The 19,903-nt window shown below is 69.8% G+C and carries 21 protein-coding genes; 11 read left to right on the top strand and 10 right to left on the bottom strand.

Annotated elements, in window-relative coordinates:
* Nucleotides 1–900, top strand: a 900-nt coding sequence (locus Aut01nite_RS10145; RefSeq protein ID WP_239124599.1) for a RecB family exonuclease, incomplete at its 5' end; no start/stop codon positions are given.
* A 65-nt stretch (nt 901–965) separates the two neighbouring features.
* On the opposite strand, the gene Aut01nite_RS10140 is transcribed toward Aut01nite_RS10145, so the two are convergent.
* Entirely contained in the window at nt 966–1,370 is a 405-nt protein-coding gene (locus Aut01nite_RS10140) for a hypothetical protein (protein WP_043533475.1), read from the bottom strand.
* Nucleotides 1,371–1,594: 224 nt separating this feature from the next.
* On the opposite strand from Aut01nite_RS10140, the gene cspE reads away from it, so the two are divergent.
* Nucleotides 1,595–1,798, top strand: coding sequence for a transcription antiterminator/RNA stability regulator CspE (gene cspE, locus Aut01nite_RS10135; RefSeq protein ID WP_043533476.1), 204 nt, complete (start codon nt 1,595–1,597; stop codon nt 1,796–1,798).
* Nucleotides 1,799–2,338: 540 nt separating this feature from the next.
* On the opposite strand, the gene Aut01nite_RS10130 is transcribed toward cspE, so the two are convergent.
* Nucleotides 2,339–3,058, bottom strand: a complete 720-nt coding sequence (locus tag Aut01nite_RS10130; RefSeq protein WP_043533477.1) for a lysophospholipid acyltransferase family protein — start codon at nt 3,056–3,058, stop codon at nt 2,339–2,341.
* Between the two features lie 126 nt (nt 3,059–3,184).
* On the opposite strand from Aut01nite_RS10130, the gene Aut01nite_RS10125 reads away from it, so the two are divergent.
* On the top strand, nt 3,185–4,057 hold the full coding sequence (locus Aut01nite_RS10125) for a hypothetical protein (RefSeq protein ID WP_043533611.1): 873 nt from the start codon (nt 3,185–3,187) through the stop codon (nt 4,055–4,057).
* Between the two features lie 57 nt (nt 4,058–4,114).
* On the opposite strand, the gene Aut01nite_RS10120 is transcribed toward Aut01nite_RS10125, so the two are convergent.
* From Aut01nite_RS10120 to Aut01nite_RS10105, 4 genes are read right to left on the bottom strand one after another with little or no spacing between them, the layout of a single operon-like run.
* Complete coding sequence (locus tag Aut01nite_RS10120) at nt 4,115–5,056, bottom strand: ABC transporter permease (RefSeq protein ID WP_084000147.1); 942 nt, start codon at nt 5,054–5,056, stop codon at nt 4,115–4,117.
* A complete protein-coding gene (locus Aut01nite_RS10115; RefSeq protein WP_043533479.1) occupies nt 5,046–5,792 on the bottom strand; it encodes an ABC transporter ATP-binding protein in 747 nt (248 codons plus the stop codon). The genes Aut01nite_RS10120 and Aut01nite_RS10115 overlap by 11 nt, the downstream gene beginning before the upstream one ends.
* Before the next feature lie 27 nt (nt 5,793–5,819).
* Complete coding sequence (locus Aut01nite_RS10110) at nt 5,820–6,905, bottom strand: ABC transporter substrate-binding protein (RefSeq protein WP_043533613.1); 1,086 nt, start codon at nt 6,903–6,905, stop codon at nt 5,820–5,822.
* Between the two features lie 8 nt (nt 6,906–6,913).
* On the bottom strand, nt 6,914–7,351 hold the full coding sequence (locus Aut01nite_RS10105) for an RrF2 family transcriptional regulator (protein WP_043533480.1): 438 nt from the start codon (nt 7,349–7,351) through the stop codon (nt 6,914–6,916).
* A gap of 255 nt (nt 7,352–7,606) precedes the next feature.
* On the opposite strand from Aut01nite_RS10105, the gene Aut01nite_RS10100 reads away from it, so the two are divergent.
* From Aut01nite_RS10100 to Aut01nite_RS10085, 4 genes are read left to right on the top strand one after another with little or no spacing between them, the layout of a single operon-like run.
* Complete coding sequence (locus Aut01nite_RS10100; RefSeq protein WP_043533481.1) at nt 7,607–8,914, top strand: M16 family metallopeptidase; 1,308 nt, start codon at nt 7,607–7,609, stop codon at nt 8,912–8,914.
* Nucleotides 8,915–8,916: 2 nt separating this feature from the next.
* Nucleotides 8,917–10,236, top strand: a complete 1,320-nt coding sequence (locus tag Aut01nite_RS10095) for a M16 family metallopeptidase (RefSeq protein ID WP_204037498.1) — start codon at nt 8,917–8,919, stop codon at nt 10,234–10,236.
* The gene (gene nudC / locus Aut01nite_RS10090) at nt 10,233–11,171 is read left to right on the top strand and encodes an NAD(+) diphosphatase (protein WP_043533482.1); all 939 of its coding nucleotides are present in this window, start codon (nt 10,233–10,235) and stop codon (nt 11,169–11,171) included. The genes Aut01nite_RS10095 and nudC overlap by 4 nt, the downstream gene beginning before the upstream one ends.
* Before the next feature lie 57 nt (nt 11,172–11,228).
* Complete coding sequence (locus tag Aut01nite_RS10085) at nt 11,229–12,110, top strand: phytanoyl-CoA dioxygenase family protein (RefSeq protein ID WP_043533483.1); 882 nt, start codon at nt 11,229–11,231, stop codon at nt 12,108–12,110.
* A 45-nt stretch (nt 12,111–12,155) separates the two neighbouring features.
* Here Aut01nite_RS10085 and Aut01nite_RS10080 read toward each other — a convergent pair whose 3' ends face one another.
* A complete protein-coding gene (locus Aut01nite_RS10080; protein WP_043533484.1) occupies nt 12,156–12,398 on the bottom strand; it encodes a mycoredoxin in 243 nt (80 codons plus the stop codon).
* 83 nt (nt 12,399–12,481) lie between these two features.
* Between Aut01nite_RS10080 and Aut01nite_RS10075 the strand changes: the two genes are divergently transcribed.
* The 3 genes from Aut01nite_RS10075 to Aut01nite_RS10065 all read left to right on the top strand — a co-directional run bounded on the left by Aut01nite_RS10075 (nt 12,482) and on the right by Aut01nite_RS10065 (nt 15,587).
* Nucleotides 12,482–14,632: an ATP-dependent DNA helicase UvrD2 gene (locus Aut01nite_RS10075; protein WP_043533485.1), complete on the top strand. Its 2,151-nt coding sequence runs from the start codon at nt 12,482–12,484 to the stop codon at nt 14,630–14,632.
* Between the two features lie 120 nt (nt 14,633–14,752).
* Nucleotides 14,753–15,085 carry a hypothetical protein gene (locus Aut01nite_RS10070; protein ID WP_063958905.1) on the top strand — a complete coding sequence of 111 codons (333 nt, stop codon included), beginning with the start codon at nt 14,753–14,755 and terminating at the stop codon, nt 15,083–15,085.
* Between the two features lie 139 nt (nt 15,086–15,224).
* Entirely contained in the window at nt 15,225–15,587 is a 363-nt protein-coding gene (locus tag Aut01nite_RS10065; protein WP_043533487.1) for a WhiB family transcriptional regulator, read from the top strand.
* Between the two features lie 454 nt (nt 15,588–16,041).
* Here Aut01nite_RS10065 and Aut01nite_RS10060 read toward each other — a convergent pair whose 3' ends face one another.
* From Aut01nite_RS10060 to Aut01nite_RS10050, 3 genes are all read right to left on the bottom strand, one after another.
* Nucleotides 16,042–17,388, bottom strand: a complete 1,347-nt coding sequence (locus Aut01nite_RS10060; protein ID WP_043533488.1) for an ABC1 kinase family protein — start codon at nt 17,386–17,388, stop codon at nt 16,042–16,044.
* A gap of 27 nt (nt 17,389–17,415) precedes the next feature.
* Nucleotides 17,416–18,540 (bottom strand): ubiquitin-activating E1 family protein, encoded by a 1,125-nt coding sequence (locus tag Aut01nite_RS10055; RefSeq protein WP_052164623.1) that lies wholly within the window; start codon nt 18,538–18,540, stop codon nt 17,416–17,418.
* A 202-nt stretch (nt 18,541–18,742) separates the two neighbouring features.
* Entirely contained in the window at nt 18,743–18,904 is a 162-nt protein-coding gene (locus tag Aut01nite_RS10050; protein ID WP_170153756.1) for a DUF5679 domain-containing protein, read from the bottom strand.
* A gap of 471 nt (nt 18,905–19,375) precedes the next feature.
* Here Aut01nite_RS10050 and Aut01nite_RS10045 point away from each other — a divergent pair.
* On the top strand, nt 19,376–19,903 hold a 528-nt coding region (locus tag Aut01nite_RS10045; RefSeq protein ID WP_204037496.1), incomplete at its 3' end, for a M48 metallopeptidase family protein.

Here is a 19,903-nt window from a genome sequence, read left to right as displayed (position 1 = left end):
ACGTCCCGCCCGGTCCCGCCCCTCTCGGGGGCAGAGAGCGGACCCACTTCCTACCCCGAGGGTGCCGACGAGGCTTCCGCGGGCGAGCGGGACGCCGCCGGTGCCGCAGTGACCGGGCGGGTGGAGGTGACCGGGCGGGTGGAGGCGGTGCGGACCGAGTTGGTGGCCGCGGCTGAGGCGGCGGATCGGCTGGCGGAGGCCGGCGACCCGGACATCGCCCGCTGGCGGCGGGAGGCGACGCTGCTGCTCGCGGAGCGGGCGGAGCGGAGTCGGCGGGACGGGCCGATCGAGGTGGTGGTGCCGCCGCATCTGTCCGTGTCGCAGCTGGTGGTGCTGCGGAAGGATCCGCAGGCGCTGGCCCGTTCGCTGCGCCGTCCGTTGCCGCAGCGCCCGGCGCCGCAGGCCCGTCGGGGGACCGCGTTCCACGCCTGGCTGGAGCAGCGGTTCGGTGCCGTCCGGCTGATCGACATCGACGAGCTGCCCGGTGCGGCCGACGACGGCGCAGCGGAGGACGACGAGCTGGCGGCCCTGCAGGAGGCGTTCCTGACCGGTGAGTGGGCGGACCGGACCCCGATCGAGGTCGAGGTTCCGTTCGCGACGACGGTGGCCGGGGTGGTGATCCGCGGGCGGATGGACGCGGTCTACGCCGAATCGGACGGCCGCTTCGACGTGATCGACTGGAAGACCGGCAGGCGACCGGCCGGTGCGGAGGCGGAGGCGGCCGCGGTGCAGCTGTCCGCGTACCGGATCGCCTGGGCCTCGCTGGCGGGTGTGCCGGTCCGCAAGGTGCGGGCCGGTTTCCACTACGTCCGCGAGCAGGTCACGGTCCGGCCCGCCGACCTGATGGACGTCGCCGGGCTGGCCGCCCTGATCGAGGAGATCCCCGCCGAGGCCGGGTGACCGGGAATCCCGGTCGTCGGTGCCGTCCCGAGGGTCGAGACGGTGCCGACGGCCGGCCGGGTGGGTCAGCGGGCCGCGGCGAGCAGGTGGAGGAGGGCGGCGGCGTAGGCGTCCTCGGCGGTGGCGCCGGTGGAGGTGTGGTCGAGGCCGAGCAGTTCCGTGCGTACCGAGAAGGTCCCGTCGTGGTGGTGAAGTGACCGGAACGTGCCGCCCAGCAGTTCCCGGAGCTGGTCTTCGCGGGGCAGCCACAGGGCCTCGTCGAGATCGACGTCGTCGAGGGCCCACTCCGTGGTGCCGTTGAAGCCGATGATCTGCCCTTCCGGCCGGTCGTGCACCTGGATAGTCATGTTGCTGAGGACGAAAAGCTCGTCGTCAAGGTCGCGGTCGGGCACGGCGAAACGGTCGCCGAGCTGTGGTTTCCAGGTCAATCCGGCGGCTTTGAGCTGCCGCGCCACTTGTACGCCGAGCACTTCCCGGCCTCCTTCATCGTGCTAGGCTTCGCCACGTTGTCAGTTTGGTTCCCAAGTACTCAGGAGCGCCTGTGGGGAAGTCTGCCCCAGGCGCTCTTTGTCGTAACCCGGGTTTCTCCGGTGCGGGCGATCAGTACGACAGCACGAGACTCGCAGAATGCGGGTCTTATTACCTCGCCCCCGTCCATAATGGTCGGAAGCGAACGATCGTCGAGGAGACGAGCATGGTTACCGGTGTTGTGAAGTGGTTCAACGCTGACAAGGGCTTCGGGTTCATCACCCCGGACGACGGCGGCGCCGACGTCTTCGCCCACTTTTCTGCGATCCAGATGTCCGGTTACCGGGCTCTGGAGGAGAACCAGCGGGTCGAGTTCGAGGTGACGCAGGGCCAGAAGGGCCCGCAGGCCGCGAACATCCAGGTCATCTGATTCGCGGCTGACGTTGGGCCACACTGACCGCTCGCGGTCGGTTGCGGCCAGCGCCGCGTGACGATATCGGCGCCGTACCCCTCAGGGGTGCGGCGCCGATGCTGTTCCCGGGCCTGTCGTCCCGGCCCGGAAGGCCACTGTGAGGTCGGTTTCGCGTGCGAGGTTCGACCGCTATGCGCGCCCGACTCCACACGCGGAACCGACCTCACTGCCGGGTGTGCGCGGAGGGGCGATCACCGCGGGTCGTTGCGGGACGGTGGTGGCGGAAACACGAGAGGCTCCCGGCGCGCCGGGAGCCTCTCGCTGATCTGTTTCGGTCAAGCCACCATGGTGAGCCCCACCGCTGTGATGCGTGAGGCCCTCTGGAGAGCCGGACCGCCGTGGGAGCCAGGTTGTCTGAAGAGTCAGATCGCCGTGGGAGCCAGGCTCTTTGAAGAGTCGGACCGCCGTGGGAGCCAGGCTGTCTGAAGAGTCGGACCGCCGTGGGAGCCAGGCTCTTTGAAGAGTCGGACCGCCGTGGGAGCCAGGCTGTCTGAAGAGTCAGATCGCCGTGGCCGTGCTCGGCGGCAGCGGCGCGGTGCCGCCCAGGTGGGCCGGCAGCCACCAGGCGTCGTCCGGCCCGGCCGGCTTGTCGGGGTACGCCCGCTGGGCGGCGTCCAGCAGCGCGCTCAGCCGCACCTTCAGCGTCGCGGTGATCGACTCCGGGGTGGCGTCCGCGGCCATCTCGATCGGCTCCCCGATCTTGATGATGACCGGCACGTGCCGCTTGGTGAGCTCCTTCTTGCGGCCCTTGGTCCAGAGCCGGTGCGGACCCCAGACGGCCATCGGGATCAGCGGGACGCGGGCCTCCTGCGCCATCCGCGCCGCGCCCGATTTCAGCGCCTTGACGGTGAAGGACTCGCTGATCGTGGCCTCCGGGAACACGCCGACGATCTCACCGCTCTTCAGCGCGTCGATGGCGTGCTTGAAGGCGGCGGTGCCGGCTTTCCGGTCGACTGGGATGTGCCGCATGCCGCGCATCAGCGGACCACTGATCCGGTGGTCGAAGACCTGCTTCTTGGCCATGAACCGGACCAGCCGCTTGGCGGGCTGGGCGCCCAGGCCGCAGTAGATGAAGTCCAGGTAACTCGAGTGGTTGCTGGCCAGGACCGCCCCGCCGCTCGTGGGAATGTGCTCGGCACCTTCGATCGTGATCTTGTTGTCGAGCACGCGGAACATCGTCTTGGCCAAGGCGACGACCGGGGGATACACCAGTTCCATGGCAGCACGGTAACCGAAGTTCCGGGGAACGGCTCGAGCCGGAAGGACATTTCAGGCAGGATTATCGGGTCCTGAGACGAGGCGGCCGTGACAGCGGTGACCGGGGGCGTGGTGTTCACTGGTGGCATGTCCGAACCGAACCCGCACACCTCCGCTTGGGACCGGCCGGGCGGGCCGTGGTCCTCGGGCACGGTGACGGCGTACGGCGTACCTCAGCAGGCTCCGCAACCGCTCGGGCCGCCCGAGCCGCCCGCGCCGGACGGACCACAGCGTCGCCGGCGGCAGTTGATGATCTTCGGTGGGGTGGCCGGCACGATCGTCGCGGCCGGGCTCGCCGTCCTGCTGTTCCTGATCGTCGGCGGGGACGGCGACCCGTTCGGATCGAAAGCCGCTCCCGCCGCCGACCTGCGCCCGCCGCTGGCCCGGGCCTGCCCGCCGCCCAGCGTGCTGCCGAGTCCCGCGGCGACCGCGCCGCCGGCCACCGGCGAGCGCACGGTGGACGAGGCCGCCGGCATCTCCTACCGGAAGTACGGCGCACCCTGGGTGACCTGGGACACGGTGTGGAACGCGGGGACCCTCGAGGTGCCGTACCGGGTGGGTCAGCACTTCGTGAGCGAGGTCTACAGCGGCGGGGAGTACCACGCCTCGATCCTGTCCGCGGCCGTCCCGGCGACCGACAACGACGCCCTCACCCTCGACCTGGAGTGTGTCGGCCGGCAGGTGGCGTCGGACGTGCGCGCCGAGTATTACCCGCAGCCCAACCGGCTGGAGCCGATCCGCGACGAGCTGACCACGCTGGGCGGGCGGCCGGCCTGGGTGAGCGAGTTCCGGCTGTTCTTCCGCCAGACGGGACTGACCGCCACCGAGGAGTATTCCGCGGTCGCGGTCATCGACGTCGGCAAACCGACGGCAGCCGTTCTGTACGTGTCCGTCCCCGGCACCCACAAGCAGTACGACTACGTCGTCAAGCAGGTCCTGGAGTCGGTCCGGCCACTCTGACCCCGAGAGTGGGCGAGGTTCGGGCGCGCACGACGGCCGAACCTCACCCACACGAGGTCAGCTGCCGGTCAGGCCCCAGCGCTTGCGCAGGCGGCCGTCGGCGGCGTTGAAGAACTGGTCGACCAGGATGCCGATGACCAGCACGACGATGATGTAGGCGAGCACCGCCACCGCGTCGTTCAGGTCGCGGGCGGTCTGCATCCGTACCCCGATGGAGATCGTGCCCGGCACGATGACCAGCAGCTCGCCGGCCATCAGGCTGCGCCAGGAGAACGCCCAGCCCTGCTTGAGGCCGGAGACGAAGGACGGCAGCGACGCGGGCAGGATCAGATGCCGGTACTTCGCGAGGCCCTTCATGCCCATCACCTGGCCCACCCGCAGCCAGGTCCGCGGCACGTAGTCGATGCCACTGATCAGGCCGTTCGCCACCGACGGCGCGGCGCCGATGACGACCACGAACAGGATCGCCTCCTCACCGAGCTGGAAGAGCAGGATGGCGAGCGGGAACCACATGATCGACGGCATGGTCTGCAGGCCGGTGATCAGTGAGCCGATCGCGGCCCGCAGCGGGGTGAAGCGGGAGACCGCCGCGCCGATCACGGTGCCGATCGCCACGGCCAGCGCGAAGCCGGTGACGGCCCGGGTCATGGTCAGGCGTACACCGTCCCAGAACTTGGCCTCGGTGAGCAGGCTGCCGAGTTCGGCGAAGACGTCGACCGGCGCCGGAAGGACGTAGGCCGGCCGCCATTCGGACAGGTAGACCAGCTGCCAGACACCGATGACGATCGCGATGGCCAGCAGTTTCGGCCAGGTGCTCGCCCAGATCCGCTTGCCGAGCCTGCCCTTCTCCTTCTCGGGGCCGAGCTCGAGCGAGTCCAGGCCGCTTACCCGGTCGGCGGCCGCCAGATCCGGATCCTTCGGCTTCTCCACGATCGGGAACGCATCCGGCTGGAAGGCGCCCTCCAGCCCGGCCCGCGCGCTGGGGAATTCAGTTGGCATGACGGGCCACCTCCGCACGGAGCCGGTCGGTGATCTCGGCGGCTTGGCCGGAGACCTCGGGGGAGTCGATGCGCCGGGGCCGGGGATGATCGATCTTGAAGTCCTCGATCACCCGTCCTGGCCGGCTGCTCAGCAGGATCACCCGGTCGCCGAGGCGGACCGCCTCGCGCACGTTGTGGGTGACGAAGAGGACGGTGAGCTCCTGCTCGCGCCAGATCCGCTCCAGCTCGTCGTGCAGGATGTCCCGGGTCATCGCGTCGAGCGCGCCGAACGGCTCGTCCATCAGCAGGACGTCGGCGTTCTGGGCGAGTGCCCGGGCCAGCGCCACCCGCTGCCGCATGCCGCCGGACAGCTCGTGCGGGCGCTTGTCGCCGAAGCCGCCCAGCCGGACGATCTCCAGCAGCTCCAGGGCGCGCTGCTTGCGCTCGGCGCGGCCGACACCCTGGAGCTTCAGCGGGAGCTCGACGTTTCCCGCCACCGAGAGCCACGGGAAGAGGGCCGCCTCCTGGAACATCAGCGCGACGTGCCGCCCGCCGATGTCCAGGGTGCCGCCGGTGATCTCGTCGAGGCCGGCGACCAGCGAGAGCAGCGTGCTCTTGCCGCAGCCGGAGGCGCCCAGGAGGCAGACGAACTCCCCCTTGTCGACCGCGAGCGAGACGTGGTCGAGGGCGAGCAGCGCATTGCTCCCTGAACCGTACTGCTTACTGACATCGTCGATCCGGACAACCGTGCTCATACTCGCCCTCCCATCGAACCGGTCGGATCAGGCCGCGGCGTCGCTGACCGCGGGCAGACCCTTGGCCTTCAGCAGCTCGTTCAGCAGGGTCAGGTCGTAGATGCCCTTGAGGTCCACCGGGTCGAGCAGGCCGACGTCCTCGGCGTGCTTCGCGCTGGTGTAGAGCGAGGACGCGATCGGGTCGTAGGTGAACTTGAGGTTCGCGAACGCGGCCTTGAGGATCTCGTCCTTCAGCGGCTTGCTGGTGAGGTCCTCCAGCTGGGCGTTCGCGGCCTTCTGCGCCTCGGCGTCGTTGGCCTTGATGTACTCGACCGAGGCGATGTGGCCCTCGACCAGCTTCTTGACCGTTCCGGGGTACTCCTTGAGGAACTTCTGGCTGACGATCAGGTGGGTGGTGACGAACTCCTGGTTCGGCCACAGCGTCTTCTCGTCGACCAGGACCTTGGCCTTCTGCTCGATGATCAGCTTGCTGTAGTTCGGCTCCGGCACCCACGCGCCGTCGATGGTGCCCTGCGTGAACGCCTGGATCGCGGTCGCGTTGTCCTGCGGCAGGACCGAGACGTCGCCGCCACCGCTGGTGTCGGCGTTGAGGCCGTTCTGCTTCAGCCAGGCGCGCAGCGCGACGTCCTGGGTGTTGCCCAGCTGCGGGGTGGCGATCTTCTTGCCCTTGAGGTCGGCCGGGCTGTTGATGCCCTCCTTGACCACCAGGCCGGCGCCGCCCGAGGTGCTACCGGCGATGATCTTCAGCGCCTCGCCCTTGGACTTGGACCATCCGTTGATCGCCGGGTTCGGGCCGATGTAGGTGGCGTCGATCGCGCCCGAGAGCAGCGCCTCGATCGCGTTCGGGCCGGCGTTGAAGGTCTTGGTCTCCAGCTTGGTGCCGCTGCCCAGCTTCTCTTCGTAGAGCTTCTTGTTCACGCCGACCAGGGCCGGGGCGTGCGTGATGTTCGGGAAGTAGCCCAGCTTGAGGGTGCTTGCCTCGGGAGCGTTGCCGGCGGCGGCCTCGGCAGCGGTCTTGGTGTCCTCCTCCTGGGAACCGCAGGCGGCCATTGCGGTGGAGGCGACCAGGGCGGCCGTGGCGAGGGCGAGCGCGCGTATGGTTCGGGAGCTCATGCTCACTCCTAGTTTCTTTTCATGACGGAGCTGGATATCCGCTCACTTGAGGTGTTGGAGAGTTCGGCCAGGGTCTTGTGGTCGACCACACCCTCGATGGCCGCCTCGACGGCGATCCACACGTCGTGCAGCGCCGTCGCCGCACCGTGGTAGGTCGCCGTGGACGTGGGCAGCCCGCGCACGGTGGTGAGGGCGCCCCCGACGGCACGTACGACGTCGCCGACGGTGATCTCCTCGGCCGGGCGAGCCAAGGCGTACCCGCCGTCCACGCCGCGATGGCTGTGCAGCAGCCCGGCGCGGCGCAGATCGAGCAGGATCCCCTGCAGGAAGCTGAGCGGGATGTCCTGGGCAGCCGCCAGACCAGCGGCTTTGACCAGGCGAGGGTGCTCGGCGGTGACCGCGAGCATCGCGCGTACGGCGTAGTCCGTGCGAGCCGAGACGTACATGACGCGCCCCCCTCCCGTGAATACTTCGGTTTCCCTATCTGTTGGATGGGAATACTGGACCATATGGGTTTGGTGCGTCAACCCGTGTCCCGGATCGGGGGAATCGGCTTCCGGGCGGTTTCGGCTGCTTCGTCCGTCGGTGGAGTGACCGGGACGACACCCGTCCGATTCGCGGCGGAAGATCGGGTGCGGATATTGATGCATTTACTCGGCGTCGTCGCTCGACTACCGAGATGAGTCCGCTAGATTCGTAGCGTGGCGCCCAAAATCAAGATCCCCGCGACGAAATACCCGGTCGAGCGGTTCACTCTCGGCAACGGTCTGCGCGTGGTCCTGTCCCCGGATCGCAGCGCCCCCGTGGTCGGTGTGGCAGTCGTCTACGACGTCGGCATCCGCAGCGAACCGGAAGGCCGGACCGGCTTCGCCCACCTCTTCGAGCACCTGATGTTCCAGGGCTCGGCGAACCTGGAGAAACTGGCGCACTTCCGCCATGTGCAGGGCGCCGGCGGCAGCTTCAACGGCTCCACCCACCTGGACTACACCGATTACTACGAGGTGCTGCCGTCCGGCGGTCTGGAGCGTGCGCTCTTCCTCGAGGCGGACCGGATGCGCGGCCCCCGGCTCACCGAGGAGAACCTGCGCAACCAGGTCGACGTGGTCAAGGAGGAGATCCGGGTCAACGTGCTGAACCGGCCGTACGGCGGGTTCCCCTGGCTGAAACTGCCCCCGGTGATGTTCGGGACGTTCGCCAACGCGCACGACGGCTACGGATCCTTCGAGGACCTGGAGAGCGCCACGGTCGAGGACGCCCAGGGCTTCTTCGACAGGTACTACGCCTGCGGCAACGCGGTGCTGTCGGTCGCCGGCGACTTCGACGTGGCCGAGGCGACGGCGATGATCGAGCGGCACTTCGGCGACGTCCCGGCGCGGCCGGCCCCGGTGCTGCCGGACTTCGACGAGCCCGGCCTGACCACGGAGCGGCGGGAGTCGTACACCGATCGCATCGCCCCTCTCCCGGCCGTGGCCGGCGCCTGGCGGGTGCCCGACCCGATCGGCGCGTTCGACGCCTATCTGCCGTTCGTGGTGCTGGCCGAGGTGCTCACCGACGGCGACGCCTCTCGGCTGGTCGAGCGGCTGGTCCAGCGGGACCGGATCGCCACCACGATGGGCGGCTACCTCGGTTTCATGGGCGACGAATATCTCGTACGGAATCCGACCGCTCTTCTGCTCCAGGCCCACCTGCCGCCGGGCGGCGACGCCGACAAGGTGCTGCGCACCATCGACGAGGAGCTCGACCGGCTGGCCTCCGACGGCCTCAAGCCCGGTGAGCTGGACCGGACCCAGGCCCGGATGGCCACCCGCCTGCTGAACGGCACCGACGACGTCCTCGGCCGGGCCCAGCCGATGGCCGTCCTCGAGTTGCAACGCGGCCGCCCCGATCTGCTCAACGACCTGCCCAAGCTGATCAGCGAGGTGCGGGCGGAGCAGATCGTCGCCGCCGCGGCCACCCTGCGGCCGGAGAGCCGTGCCAGTGTCGAAGTGATTCCAGGAGCCGCGGCATGAGCATGACCGACAAGACCCTGCCCGACCTGGTGCCGGACGCCGAGCTGCACCTGCCCCGGGAGAGCGAGCGGACGCTGTCCAACGGCCTCACCGTGATCGCGATCCGCCGGTCCGCGGTGCCGCTGGTCGAGGTGCGGCTGCGCATCCCGTTCGGGCGGGCCCCGCTCGCCCCGGCGACCCTGCTCTCGCAGGCGCTGTTCACCGGCACCAGCGACCTGTCGAGCATCGGGATCGCCGCCGAGCTGCAGGCCGTCGGCGGCAGCCTCTCCGCCGGTCTCGACCCGGACCGGCTGCTGATCTCCGGCAACGCGCTCGCCGACGGCCTGGACCGGACCCTGGAGCTGCTCGCCGCGGTGCTCACCGACGCGACCTATCCCGTCGAGGAGGTGTCCACCGAGCGGGAGCGGCTGACCGACCACATCCAGGTCGCCCTGAGCCAGCCGTCCCACCTGGCCCGGGTGGCACTGCTGAAACGGATGTACGGCGCCCACCCGTACGCGGTGCAGACCCCCGACCCCGGCCAGGTCCGTGCCGTCGACCCGGAGCCGCTGCGCGAGCTGCACGCCGCCCGGGTCCGCCCGGCCGGCGCGACCCTGGTGCTGGTCGGCGACATCGACCCGGACCAGGCCATCGACACCGCGGAGAAGATCCTCGGCGGCTGGACCGGCAGCGCCCCGGACGGCAGCATCCCGGCCACTCCGGCGCTCACCCCCGGCCCGCTGCTGCTCGTCGACCGTCCCGGCTCGGTGCAGTCCTCGCTGCGGATCGCGCTGCCCGCGCTGACCCGCACCGACCCCGACTACGCCGCACTCAGCCTGGCCAACCTGGTCTTCGGCGGCTACTTCTCGTCCCGCTGGACGGAGAACATCCGGGAGGACAAGGGCTACACCTACGGGTCGTACTCGTCGATCGAGCACTTCGTCGCCGGTTCCGCGCTGCTCGCCGCCGCCGAGGTGGCCACCGAGGTGACCGGTCCGTCGCTGCTGGAGACGCAGTACGAACTGGGCCGGATCGCCAGCCTCCCGCCCGGCGAGGAGGAGCTCGAGCAGGCCCGCCGGTACGCCCTCGGCACGCTGCGGCTCGGCATGTCGACCCAGGCCGGCCTCGCCGCTGTGGCCAGCATGTACGCCGGCTTCGGCCTGCGCCTGAGCCACCTCCGCGAGCACTCGGCCGCCCTCTCCGCGGCCACCCGTGAGCAGGTCGCCGCCGCGGCCGCGAAGTACCTCGCACCGTCCCGCGCGGTGACCGTGGTGCTCGGCGACGCCGAGAAGATCGAGTCGCAGCTCTCGGCCCTCACCACCGTGGAGCGCGACGCAGCGTGACCAGTCTCGTTCCCCCACTCGCCCGGACGACTCTCGACCGGGCCGCCGAGCACCGCAAGGACGCCGACTGGCTGGCCGCCGCCTGGGACCGGGGCCTGGTCCTGGTCGTGGACGTGGCGAAGGGCGGCCGTGCCCTGGTCCAGGACTCTCCCGACGGCAGCACCGCCCTGATCCTGGTGCCGTCGTCGGACGTTCCGGAGGATGCCGAGCGCTGGTTCCTCGGCATCGACCCGGGAACCGGCCCGATCTGGAGCGTCGACGCCCCGCTCGCTGAGACCGAGGGTGTCCGGCCGGCGGCTCTGCGGGAGGTCGGGCACCTGCTCGACGCCCGCGACACCGGTCTGCTGACCACCGCGGTGGCGCTCGCCAACTGGCACCGGACCCATCGGTTCTCGCCGCGGACCGGGAAGCCGACCGTCACGGCCGAGGCCGGCTGGGCCCGTGTCGACTCCGAGGGCGCGATGATGTGGCCGCGCACCGATCCGGCGATGATCATCCTGGTTCACGACGGGGTGCCCGGGCCGTCCGGGCGGTGCCTGCTCGGGCACAACGCGGCCTGGCCGGCCAGCCCCGACGGGACGCGCCGGTACTCCTGCCTGGCGGGGTTCGTCGAGGCCGGCGAGTCGGCCGAGGCGGCGGTCGCCCGGGAGGTCCACGAGGAGGTGGGGATCGGCCTCTCCGAGATCCGGTACGAAGGCAGCCAGGCGTGGCCGTACCCCGGCTCCCTGATGTTGGGTTTCCATGGCATCGCGGACGCCGCGCAACCGCTGCGCCTCGATCCGGAGGAGATCGACGAGGCGCACTGGTTCACGCGTGAGGAGATCGCCAAGATGGCCGCGGGCGGGCGGCCGAGGACCCTGCCGATGCGGTCCTCGATCGCGTTCTACCTGATCGAGAAGTGGCTGCTCGAAGATCAAGAAAATTTTTCTGGTTAGGAGCAACCAATCCGAGGGGTCATCGCGTCTTCCTTGCAAAGACGAGAGGGGACCCTGATGACTCAGGTGGAGGCGCCGTCCTGGACGCCGATGTCCGCGGAGGAGCGGGAGGCGTTCGAGCGCGACGGTTACATCGTCGTGCCGTCGGTGCTGAATGAAAGCGAGATCGAGGCCGGCCGGTCCGCGATCCTGGGGTACTACGAGAAGGCCAAGGCCGAAGGCAAGCTGAGCGCGACAGGTGCCCTGCACCAGCTGTCGCCGATCGCCCACGTGCCGGAGCTGGCGTTCCTGATCGACCACCCCAAGGCTTTCAAGTACATCTGGTCGCTGCTCGGGTGGAACCTGCACATCTACCACTCGCACATCGACGTGCACCCCAAGCTGCACGAGCAGCAGAAGGAGTTCTGGCACTGGCACCAGGACGGTGGCCGGCAGAACCGGGAGATCGAGACCGACCCGCGGCCGATGCTGTCGGTCAAGCTGGCGTACTGGTTCTCCGACGTGAGCGAGACCGGCCGGGGCAACTTCACCGTCCTGCCCGGCAGCCACAAGACCAACTGGCTGCCCGGCCCGCCGAACCGCAGCACCCCGTGGCCGCAGCCGGAGGGCGCCGTCCAGATCACCGCCAACGCGGGTGACCTGGTCGTCTTCGACCGCCGCATCTGGCACGCCCGGTCCGACAACTACTCCGACATCACCCGTGTCGGCGCGTTCTTCGGTTACACCCCGCGCTGGATCGCCATGCGCGACGAGAACGCGGACCTGCCGAACCGGCCCGAGTGGGCGAACCTCACCGAGGTGCAGAAGCAGCTCCTCGGCGGCTTCGGCAACGGCGACGGTGACCACCAGTGGGGTCACTACCCGGAGACCACGCCGCTCTACGGCGCGCTCAAGGAGCGGGGCCTGCTCGACTCGAGCATCCCGGCGCTGATTCCGTGAATTGAGAAAAGGGGGCCGGTGTGAACCGGCCCCCTTTTCTCACGCTCAGGCCGCGATGGCGGCCAGATGCTGCTTCACCTGAACGATGGACGGGTTGGTCAGCGCCGAGCCGTCCGAGAACTTCAGGGTCGGTACCGTCTGGTTTCCGCCGTTCACGCTGCGCACGAAGGCGGCCGACGTCTCGTCCTGCTCGATGTCCACCACCTCGTAGGCGATGCCCTCACGGTCGAGCTGCGACTTGAGGCGGTGGCAGTACCCACACCAGGACGTCGAGTACATGGTCAGCATCGGTCAGGGCTCCTTCGATCCAGGTCACACGGCGGTGCGGCTGACAAGCACAACACCCTGCCGGGGTGTCATGATTCCCTACCGTGCGGACTGAAGCGGTGCTGGACGGGCTGGACCCTGACCAGCGTACGGCGGTGACAGCACCGGCCGGGCCGGTCTGCATCCTCGCCGGCGCCGGAACCGGCAAGACCCGGGCCATCACCCACCGGATCGCGTACCGGACGCTCTCCGGCGAGATCAGCCCGCGGCACGTGCTCGCCGTCACCTTCACCGCCCGGGCCGCCGCCGAGATGCGCAGCCGGCTCACCGAACTCGGCGCCGGCGGGGTGCAGGCCCGCACGTTCCACGCCGCCGCGTTGCGACAGGTGCGCTACTTCGCGCCGCGGCTGCTCGAGGGCCGGCAGATGCCCGAACTGATGGAGAGCAAGGTGCGGGTCGTCGGCCTGGCGGCCGCCAAAGTGGGGGTACGCGCCGACCGTACCGCCGCCCGCGACCTGGCCGGTGAGATCGAGTGGGCCAAGTCGTCCCTGGTCGAGCCGGGGGAGTACGTGGTGGCGGCGGCCAAGGCGCTGCGCGAGCCGCCGTACGAGCCGGCCCGGGTGGCCGAGGTCTTCGCCGCCTACGAGCAGCTCAAACGCCGGCAGGGCGTGATCGACTTCGAGGACATGCTGCGCGCCGCGGTCTGGGGCATCGAGGAGCACCCGGACGTCGCCGATCAGATCCGCGCCCAGTACCGGCATTTCGTCGTCGACGAGTACCAGGACGTCAACCCGCTCCAGCAGCGGCTGCTCGACGCCTGGCTCGGCGAGCGGGACGATGTCACCGTGGTCGGCGACGCCAGCCAGACGATCTACTCGTTCACCGGGGCCACCTCGGCGTACCTCATCGACTTCCCCCGCCAGCGCCGCGGCGCGGTGGTGGTCCGCCTGGTCCGCGACTACCGCTCGACGCCGCAGGTCGTCGGGCTGGCCAACGCGGTGATCCAGCAGGCCCGCGGCACCGAGGCGAAACTGCGGTTGGAGCTGGTCGGGCAGCGGCCGCCCGGCCCCGAACCGGAACTCAAGATCTTCCCGGACGAGCCGGGGGAGGCGGCCGCGGTGGCGCGGCGGTGCCGGGAGCTGATCGCCGCCGGCACACCCGCGTCGGAGATCGCGGTGCTCTTCCGGACCAACGCGCAATCCGAGTCGTACGAGGAGGCGCTCGCCGAAGCCGAGGTCCCCTACGTGGTCCGCGGCGCCGAGCGGTTCTTCGAACGTATCGAGGTGCGTCGGGCGATGGTCGCGCTGCGGGCCGCCGTCCGGTCCATCCCGGGCGAGACCCCGCTGGTCGAGGCGGTCGTGGAAGGCCTCGCCGCGACCGGGTGGAACCGGCATCAGCCCTCACCCGGCGGCGCCGCCCGCGAGCAGTGGGAGGCGCTGGCCGCGCTGGTCACCCTCGCCGAGGAGTACGCCGCGTCACCCGAGATCCTGCCGATCGGCGAGGCCGGGCGCCTGCAGCGGGAGATCACCCTCGCCGCCTTCAACGACGAACTGGCCCGGCGTGCCGAGCAGCAGCACGCCCCCACGGTCGCCGGGGTGACCCTGGCCTCGTTGCACTCGGCCAAGGGCCTGGAGTGGGACGCCGTCTTCCTGGTCGGTCTCGCCGACGGCACACTGCCGACGACGTACGCGAAGACGGCCGAGCAGTTGGAGGAGGAGCGCCGGCTGCTCTACGTGGGCGTGACCCGGGCACGTCAGGTGCTCTGGCTGTCCTACGGGCAGTCCCGGGCGCCCGGTGGGCGTACCCGTCGTCCCTGCCGTTTCCTGCCGCAGCTCTCCCGCGGCGGCCAGCCGGCCGGTGGCTCGGACGTGCGTGCCGCCGAGCACAGTCGTAAACCCGACCGCCGCCGTCCCCAGGTGTCCTCCTGCCGGATCTGCGGCGTCACCCTGCTGGCCGGTGTCGACCGCAAAGTGGGTCGCTGCGCGACCTGTCCGTCCGACATCGACGAGGAACTCCACGAGCGGCTGCTCGTGTGGCGTGCGACCACCGCCGCCGCCCTCAAAGTCCCTGCATATGTGGTTCTCACCGACGCCACCGTGGTGGCCGTGGCGGAACGCCGCCCGACCACCCCGGCGCAACTGCTGGCGATCGCCGGGATCGGCGCCCGCAAACTCGGCCAGTACGGTGAGGCGGTCTTCGCTCTGGTAGCCGGAGCGAACCCCGAAGACCTCGATTCAAAAAACTTCGGAAACTAGTGCGTTAATTCGTTTGCCCTCCCGTGTAGGGCAGGCATAGCCTCAGAACACACCTCAGCGAGGGGCAAACTTTCGCTGAGAACCGACCACGAGTGCAAGGTTACGGAGGAGGTGGCAACGATGGAGATCTACACGATGATGACGGTTTCTGCGCTGCTGCCGACTGCTGCCTGGCCTCTGTCCGCCTCCATGCCCGCCGCCGCCCCGTCGGCGTTGCTGGCTGCTGAGCGGACCCTGTCTGAGCTCGTCCGTGCCCTGCCCACCGCGGCAGCGCTCGTTCCGGCTCCGCGGGAGCACCAGGTCCCGACCCAGGCCGAGCTGGGCAAAGCGACCCAGGTGCGCGTCAACGGATTCAACGGGACCACTGGCTTCAAGGGCAGCAACAGCACCATCTCCAGCAAGCGCTACACGGATGGTGGCAGCGGTGTCCCGCCTCGAGGAAGGCCGGTCTGACAAACAGACCTCCGGCTCACCTCGAGGCCGCGGAACCCGTAAAGGGATCCGCGGCCTCAACTTTTTGCCGGCTGACCCGCCGGTGCACGACCGAACTGCGATCCAGAAGATCGAGAAAAGAGAGAGGTGACCGGGCTTTATGAGTCTGGCGCTGGCCCCGATCGACATGAACGTCGACCTCGAGGCAAACCTGCCCTGCCGGAAGTTCGACCCCGACCTGTGGTTCTCCGACTCCCCGGCCCAGCTGGAACTGGCCAAGTCGCTCTGCGGGGACTGCCCGCTGCGCGCCGAGTGCCTGGCCGGCGCGGTCGACCGTGCGGAGCCCTGGGGCGTCTGGGGTGGAGAGATCTTCGAGCGTGGCGCCGTGGTTCCGCGCAAGCGGCCCCGTGGACGTCCGCGCAAGGCTGACGTGGCCCGCGACGCCGAGCTGGCCGTCGAGGTCGAGGAGCGGCTCGCCGCGAACGGTCTCGACTCCCGCAACTCGGTCCGCCTCGCGGCCTGAGCAGCACATCTCTCCCCACATCCGAGAACCACTTCCGAAAGCCGAGACGAAGATGAATCCGAATGGAGCCCCGAAGTTGAGACTTATCCAAGAAGCGTTGTCCAGGGCCCGAATGCGTCGGCCTCAGAGTGACCGTGCACCTGAGGCTTTCCGCTCCGCTCGCCGCATCAGCATGGACGCCCGCAACCGGGCCTCACGCGAACTCGGCATCGGACTCTAAAGAACGATGAATCAACGAACGGCCCGTCCGCCCTCGCGGACGGGCCGTTTCACGTTCCAACCTCAGTTGTACGTTGTACGGCGCCCCGACGCCCGAGGACGGTCGCGCCCGCTGCCGCCCGTGTCGTCACCCGGCTCCAGCCACTGGCTCACCTGGACCGTCACGTTGATCGAAGCGATCTGTCTTCCGACCTCTTCGTCCATCTCGGCCGCCATCACCGCGACGGGAAGATGATCAGGGGATGGGGGCGAAGCCCGGCAGCCACTTCTCCAGGATCTCGCGGTAGGCGGCTTCGGCCTCCAACTGACTGAGGACACCGATCGAGCCCAGCGTCACCCGGTGAATCAGCAGGTACGACGGCGGCAGGTTGAGGCGGCGGCTCAGCTGGTACGCCGGGCCACGCGGGTTGGTCAGCCGGGCCGCCTCGTTGCGGATCCAGCTGCGGGTGAAACGGAATCGTTCCACCGCGACCGGTTCGATCATCGGCAGCAGGAAGTCCAGGAGGGCCTGCGCGTCGAGGTCGTCGGTCTTCTTGACGAAGCCCTCCTCGTGCAGCCCGTCGACGACCGCCTGCGCCTCGCCGGCCAGGGCGAGCCGGACCAGGCGGCCGATCGGTTCCGGGTGGCCGTCGGGCAGCCGGGCGACCGCGCCGAAATCGATCACTCCGAGCCGGCCGTCGGCGAGGATCCGGAAGTTGCCGGGATGCGGGTCGGCGTGCAGCAGGCCGGCGCGGGCCGGTGCGGAGAAGTGCAGGACGGCCATGAGCCGGCCGGCCTCGTCGCGTTCCTCCCGGGTGCCGTCGGCGATCACCCGGGACAGAGGTGTGCCGTCGACCCACTCGGTGATGAGGACCCGGGGCGCCGCGGCCACCACCCGGGGCACGAAGATCTCCGGGTCGTCGGCGAAAGCGGTGGCGAAGGCGCGCTGGGCCTCCGCTTCCATCTCGTAGTCGAGTTCCTCGGTGATCCGCTCTCGCAGCTCGGTGAGCAGCGGTTTCATGTCGATCCCGGGCTGGATGACCTTGAACATGCCGGCCAGCCGGGACAGTTGTTTCAGGTCGGCGATCAGCGCGTCGCCGGCGCCCGGGTACTGCACCTTCACGGCGACGGTGAGCAGTTTCGGCTTGGCGTTGCGGCGGGTGGGTGGCAGTTTCCAGACGGCCCGGTGCACCTGGCCGATGCTGGCGGCGGCGGCCGGGGTGTCGTCGAATTCGGCGAACAGGTCCCGCCAGTCGGGGCCGAGCTGCTCGGCGAGCGCCTTGTGCACGTTGGCCACCGGCATCGGCGGGGCGGCCTCTTGCAGTTTCGTCAGCGCCTGACGGTAGGGGGTGGCCATCTCGTCGGGCATTGCGGCCTCGAAGACCGACAGAGCCTGACCGAATTTCATCGCTCCACCCTTGAGCTGGCCGAGCACGCTGAAGAGCTGCTCGGCGGTGCGCTGCTGGATGTCGGCGGAGATGACGTCGGAGGCGATGCCGACGGCCCGTTTGCCGAGGCCGAGCGCGGCGCGGCCGGCGAAGCCGAGTGGGAGGGCGGCGAGCTTGGCGGTCCGGGACGCGGCACGGCGCGGTATGTCCGTCACCAGATCATTGTGACCGACCGGCGCCCCTCACCCGGCCTGTCGGGAGGTGGTTTGGTAGTTATGCGGTGAAGGTCCGGTGAAGGTTGGCCCTCGGCGACGCCTGTGACAGCCGCAACGGGGGTGTGGCGGCCAGGTCCGCCGCCGGAATCGGCCGGGCGCGGAGATCTCCACGGCGGCGCCGAGGGTCTCCGGGGCGGCGCCGTCCAGGAACGTCAGGGCCTCCCCGGCCGCATAGGCGGTGGCGGCCAGCAGCACGGCCACCGTGGACGGCTCGGGGGAGTCCATCGCCGTCGGGGCCGGGCCACCCGACCAGCCCTCGTCCCGTTCCCGGCGGTGCAGGTCGAGACAGTTCAGGCAGGGCGCGCCGGTGGCGGGCACCAGCGGACCGATCACGGCGACGCCGTCGCGGACGGCGACGGCCAGGTGCGGCTGCCGCCGCGAGGCGTGTCCCGCGGCGACGAGTGCGGCGGGTTCGTCGTGGGCGAGCTGAATGACCAGGGAGGCGGGGGTACGGCGGACCGGATGCACCGCCGTGCCCGGGGCGACTCGCAGGATGGCCGCTTCGACGGCGCTCCGGCGCGGGGTGCCGACGTCCGCCGGGACGAGCGGGGATCCGGTGAGCTCGGCGGGCCCGACGACACCGGACAGGTCGGGATGGACGTGACCCACGCCGGCCTGGGCCAGGGCGACCGCGATGGTGGCGCCGAGCCGGCCGCGGCCGCTGACCACCACGCGGGCGGCGAGCCGCTGCCGGAGGACGCGGGCGGGCGAGGGGTCGCGGGGCTGCCCGGGCCGGCCCGCCGAACTCAGGGCGAGTGCCGCGGCCTCGCAGGTGAGCCGGTGCCGGGCCGCGGCCGGGAGGGCGGCGGGCAGCAGGGATCCGGCGGGCAGCACCAGGCCGGCCGCACGGAGGAGCTCGATCAGGGTGTGCGCGTCGCCGGCTGGGATGCCGAGCTCGGCGGCGCGGAGCAGGATGAGCCGTTCCGGGCTGCCGCCGTCGAGGAGGTCGAGCACCCCGGCGGCGCGTGGATCGGGCAGTTGGAGCAGCACGGCGTGTGCGGGATCCAGCCCGATCTGCAGCTCGCCGGGGTTTCGCCAGAAGCGCGGCAACCCCGGGATGAGGGTCGGGCGAGGCAGCGGTGTCCGGTTCATGGGTGACAGGGTGTCACTGCGAAGCTGCGGAGCGATGATGTTATCCACAGCCCCCGACCACCCTGCCGTGAGTTGTCCACAGCTTCGGGGCAGTTATCCACAGGTAGCGTGGTGCTCTAGTTGACTCAACGTGTCCAAGTGAACACGGTTACGGCCGGGCCACCGGGGAGGACGCCCACCGGCAGTCCTCCCCGGTACGTGTTCATGCCTTGGCCTTGCCCAGGATCCGGTTCATCGTGGTCCCGCAGACCGGGCACTTGCCCTTGGCCATGTTCATTCCGGTCTTGGAGACCGCCACCTCACCCTGGAAGTCGCGCTTCTCCTTGCACTTCACGCAGTAGCCGTTGTACGTGTTGTCGGCCACGGTTCCTCCTCGTCGTGTCATCGGCCGCCCGGCCCGTTGCCTTGTTCGCGGCGGCGGCGCGAACCTGTGTGCGGCGCTGGACCGCTTCGCGGCCACGCGGATGTGGCCACCTGTCCGGGGCGGTCACTTACCCAGGTCAGGGCGGTTCCATGTCAGCGCGGCATCGGCGGTGTCGCCGACGACGTGAGTGTGCCGGTACTACGTACCCTTTTTGGCCAGTTTTGCCGAGACACGCCGACGATTCCCATCGTAAAGGCACAAAACGGACATGCGGGGCGGCTAAATGCCTGCGTCGACGATGGTCTAGGTTGACGCCTGTCGCCGATGTTGCCGGTGGGGAAAATTTTTTCGGGTATATACGGTCGAAGTTCTCATATTCCGCGACCGTCATTGTCCGTACTCTTGCGGTAACCGGGGTGTGGCGGATTAGCGTCTCAACGTGAACCCGAATCTGGGCCACGCGAGCCGGTAATGGCCCGCGTGCGCAAGCCTGTCGTGGAAGTGCGGCGCAGCCAGCGCCGGCGACGGACGGTGTCCGCCTATCGCGACGGCGAGCGAGTCGTGGTGCTCATCCCGGACCGTTTCTCCCGTGCGGAGGAGACGGAGTGGGTGGAGCGCATGCTCGCCCGCCTGGAAGCTCGCGAGGAACGGCTGCGGTGCACCGACGCCGAACTGCTGGCCCGTGCCCGCCGCCTGACCAACCGCTACCTGGCCGATCATGCCGAGCAGGTCGCCCCGGCAAGCGTGCGCTGGGTCACCAACCAGAACGGGCGCTGGGGATCCTGCACCCCCGACGACGGCACCATCCGCATCTCCCACCGCATCCAGGAGATGCCCGACTGGGTCGTCGACTACGTCCTCCTGCACGAACTCGCCCACCTCGTCGTCCCCAGCCACAACACCCGCTTCTGGGACCTCGTCAACCGTTTCCCCAAAGCCGAACGCGCCCGCGGCTACCTGGAGGGCGTCTCCGCCGCCGGCACCCTGGTCCTGGCCGAC

The sequence above is a fragment of the Actinoplanes utahensis genome (genome assembly GCF_016862455.1).
In the GTDB taxonomy this organism is placed as follows: Bacteria; Actinomycetota; Actinomycetes; order Mycobacteriales; family Micromonosporaceae; genus Actinoplanes; species Actinoplanes utahensis.
The sequence above is the reverse complement of the archived record's forward strand: the minus strand, read 5'-3'. Positions and strand labels throughout refer to the sequence as shown.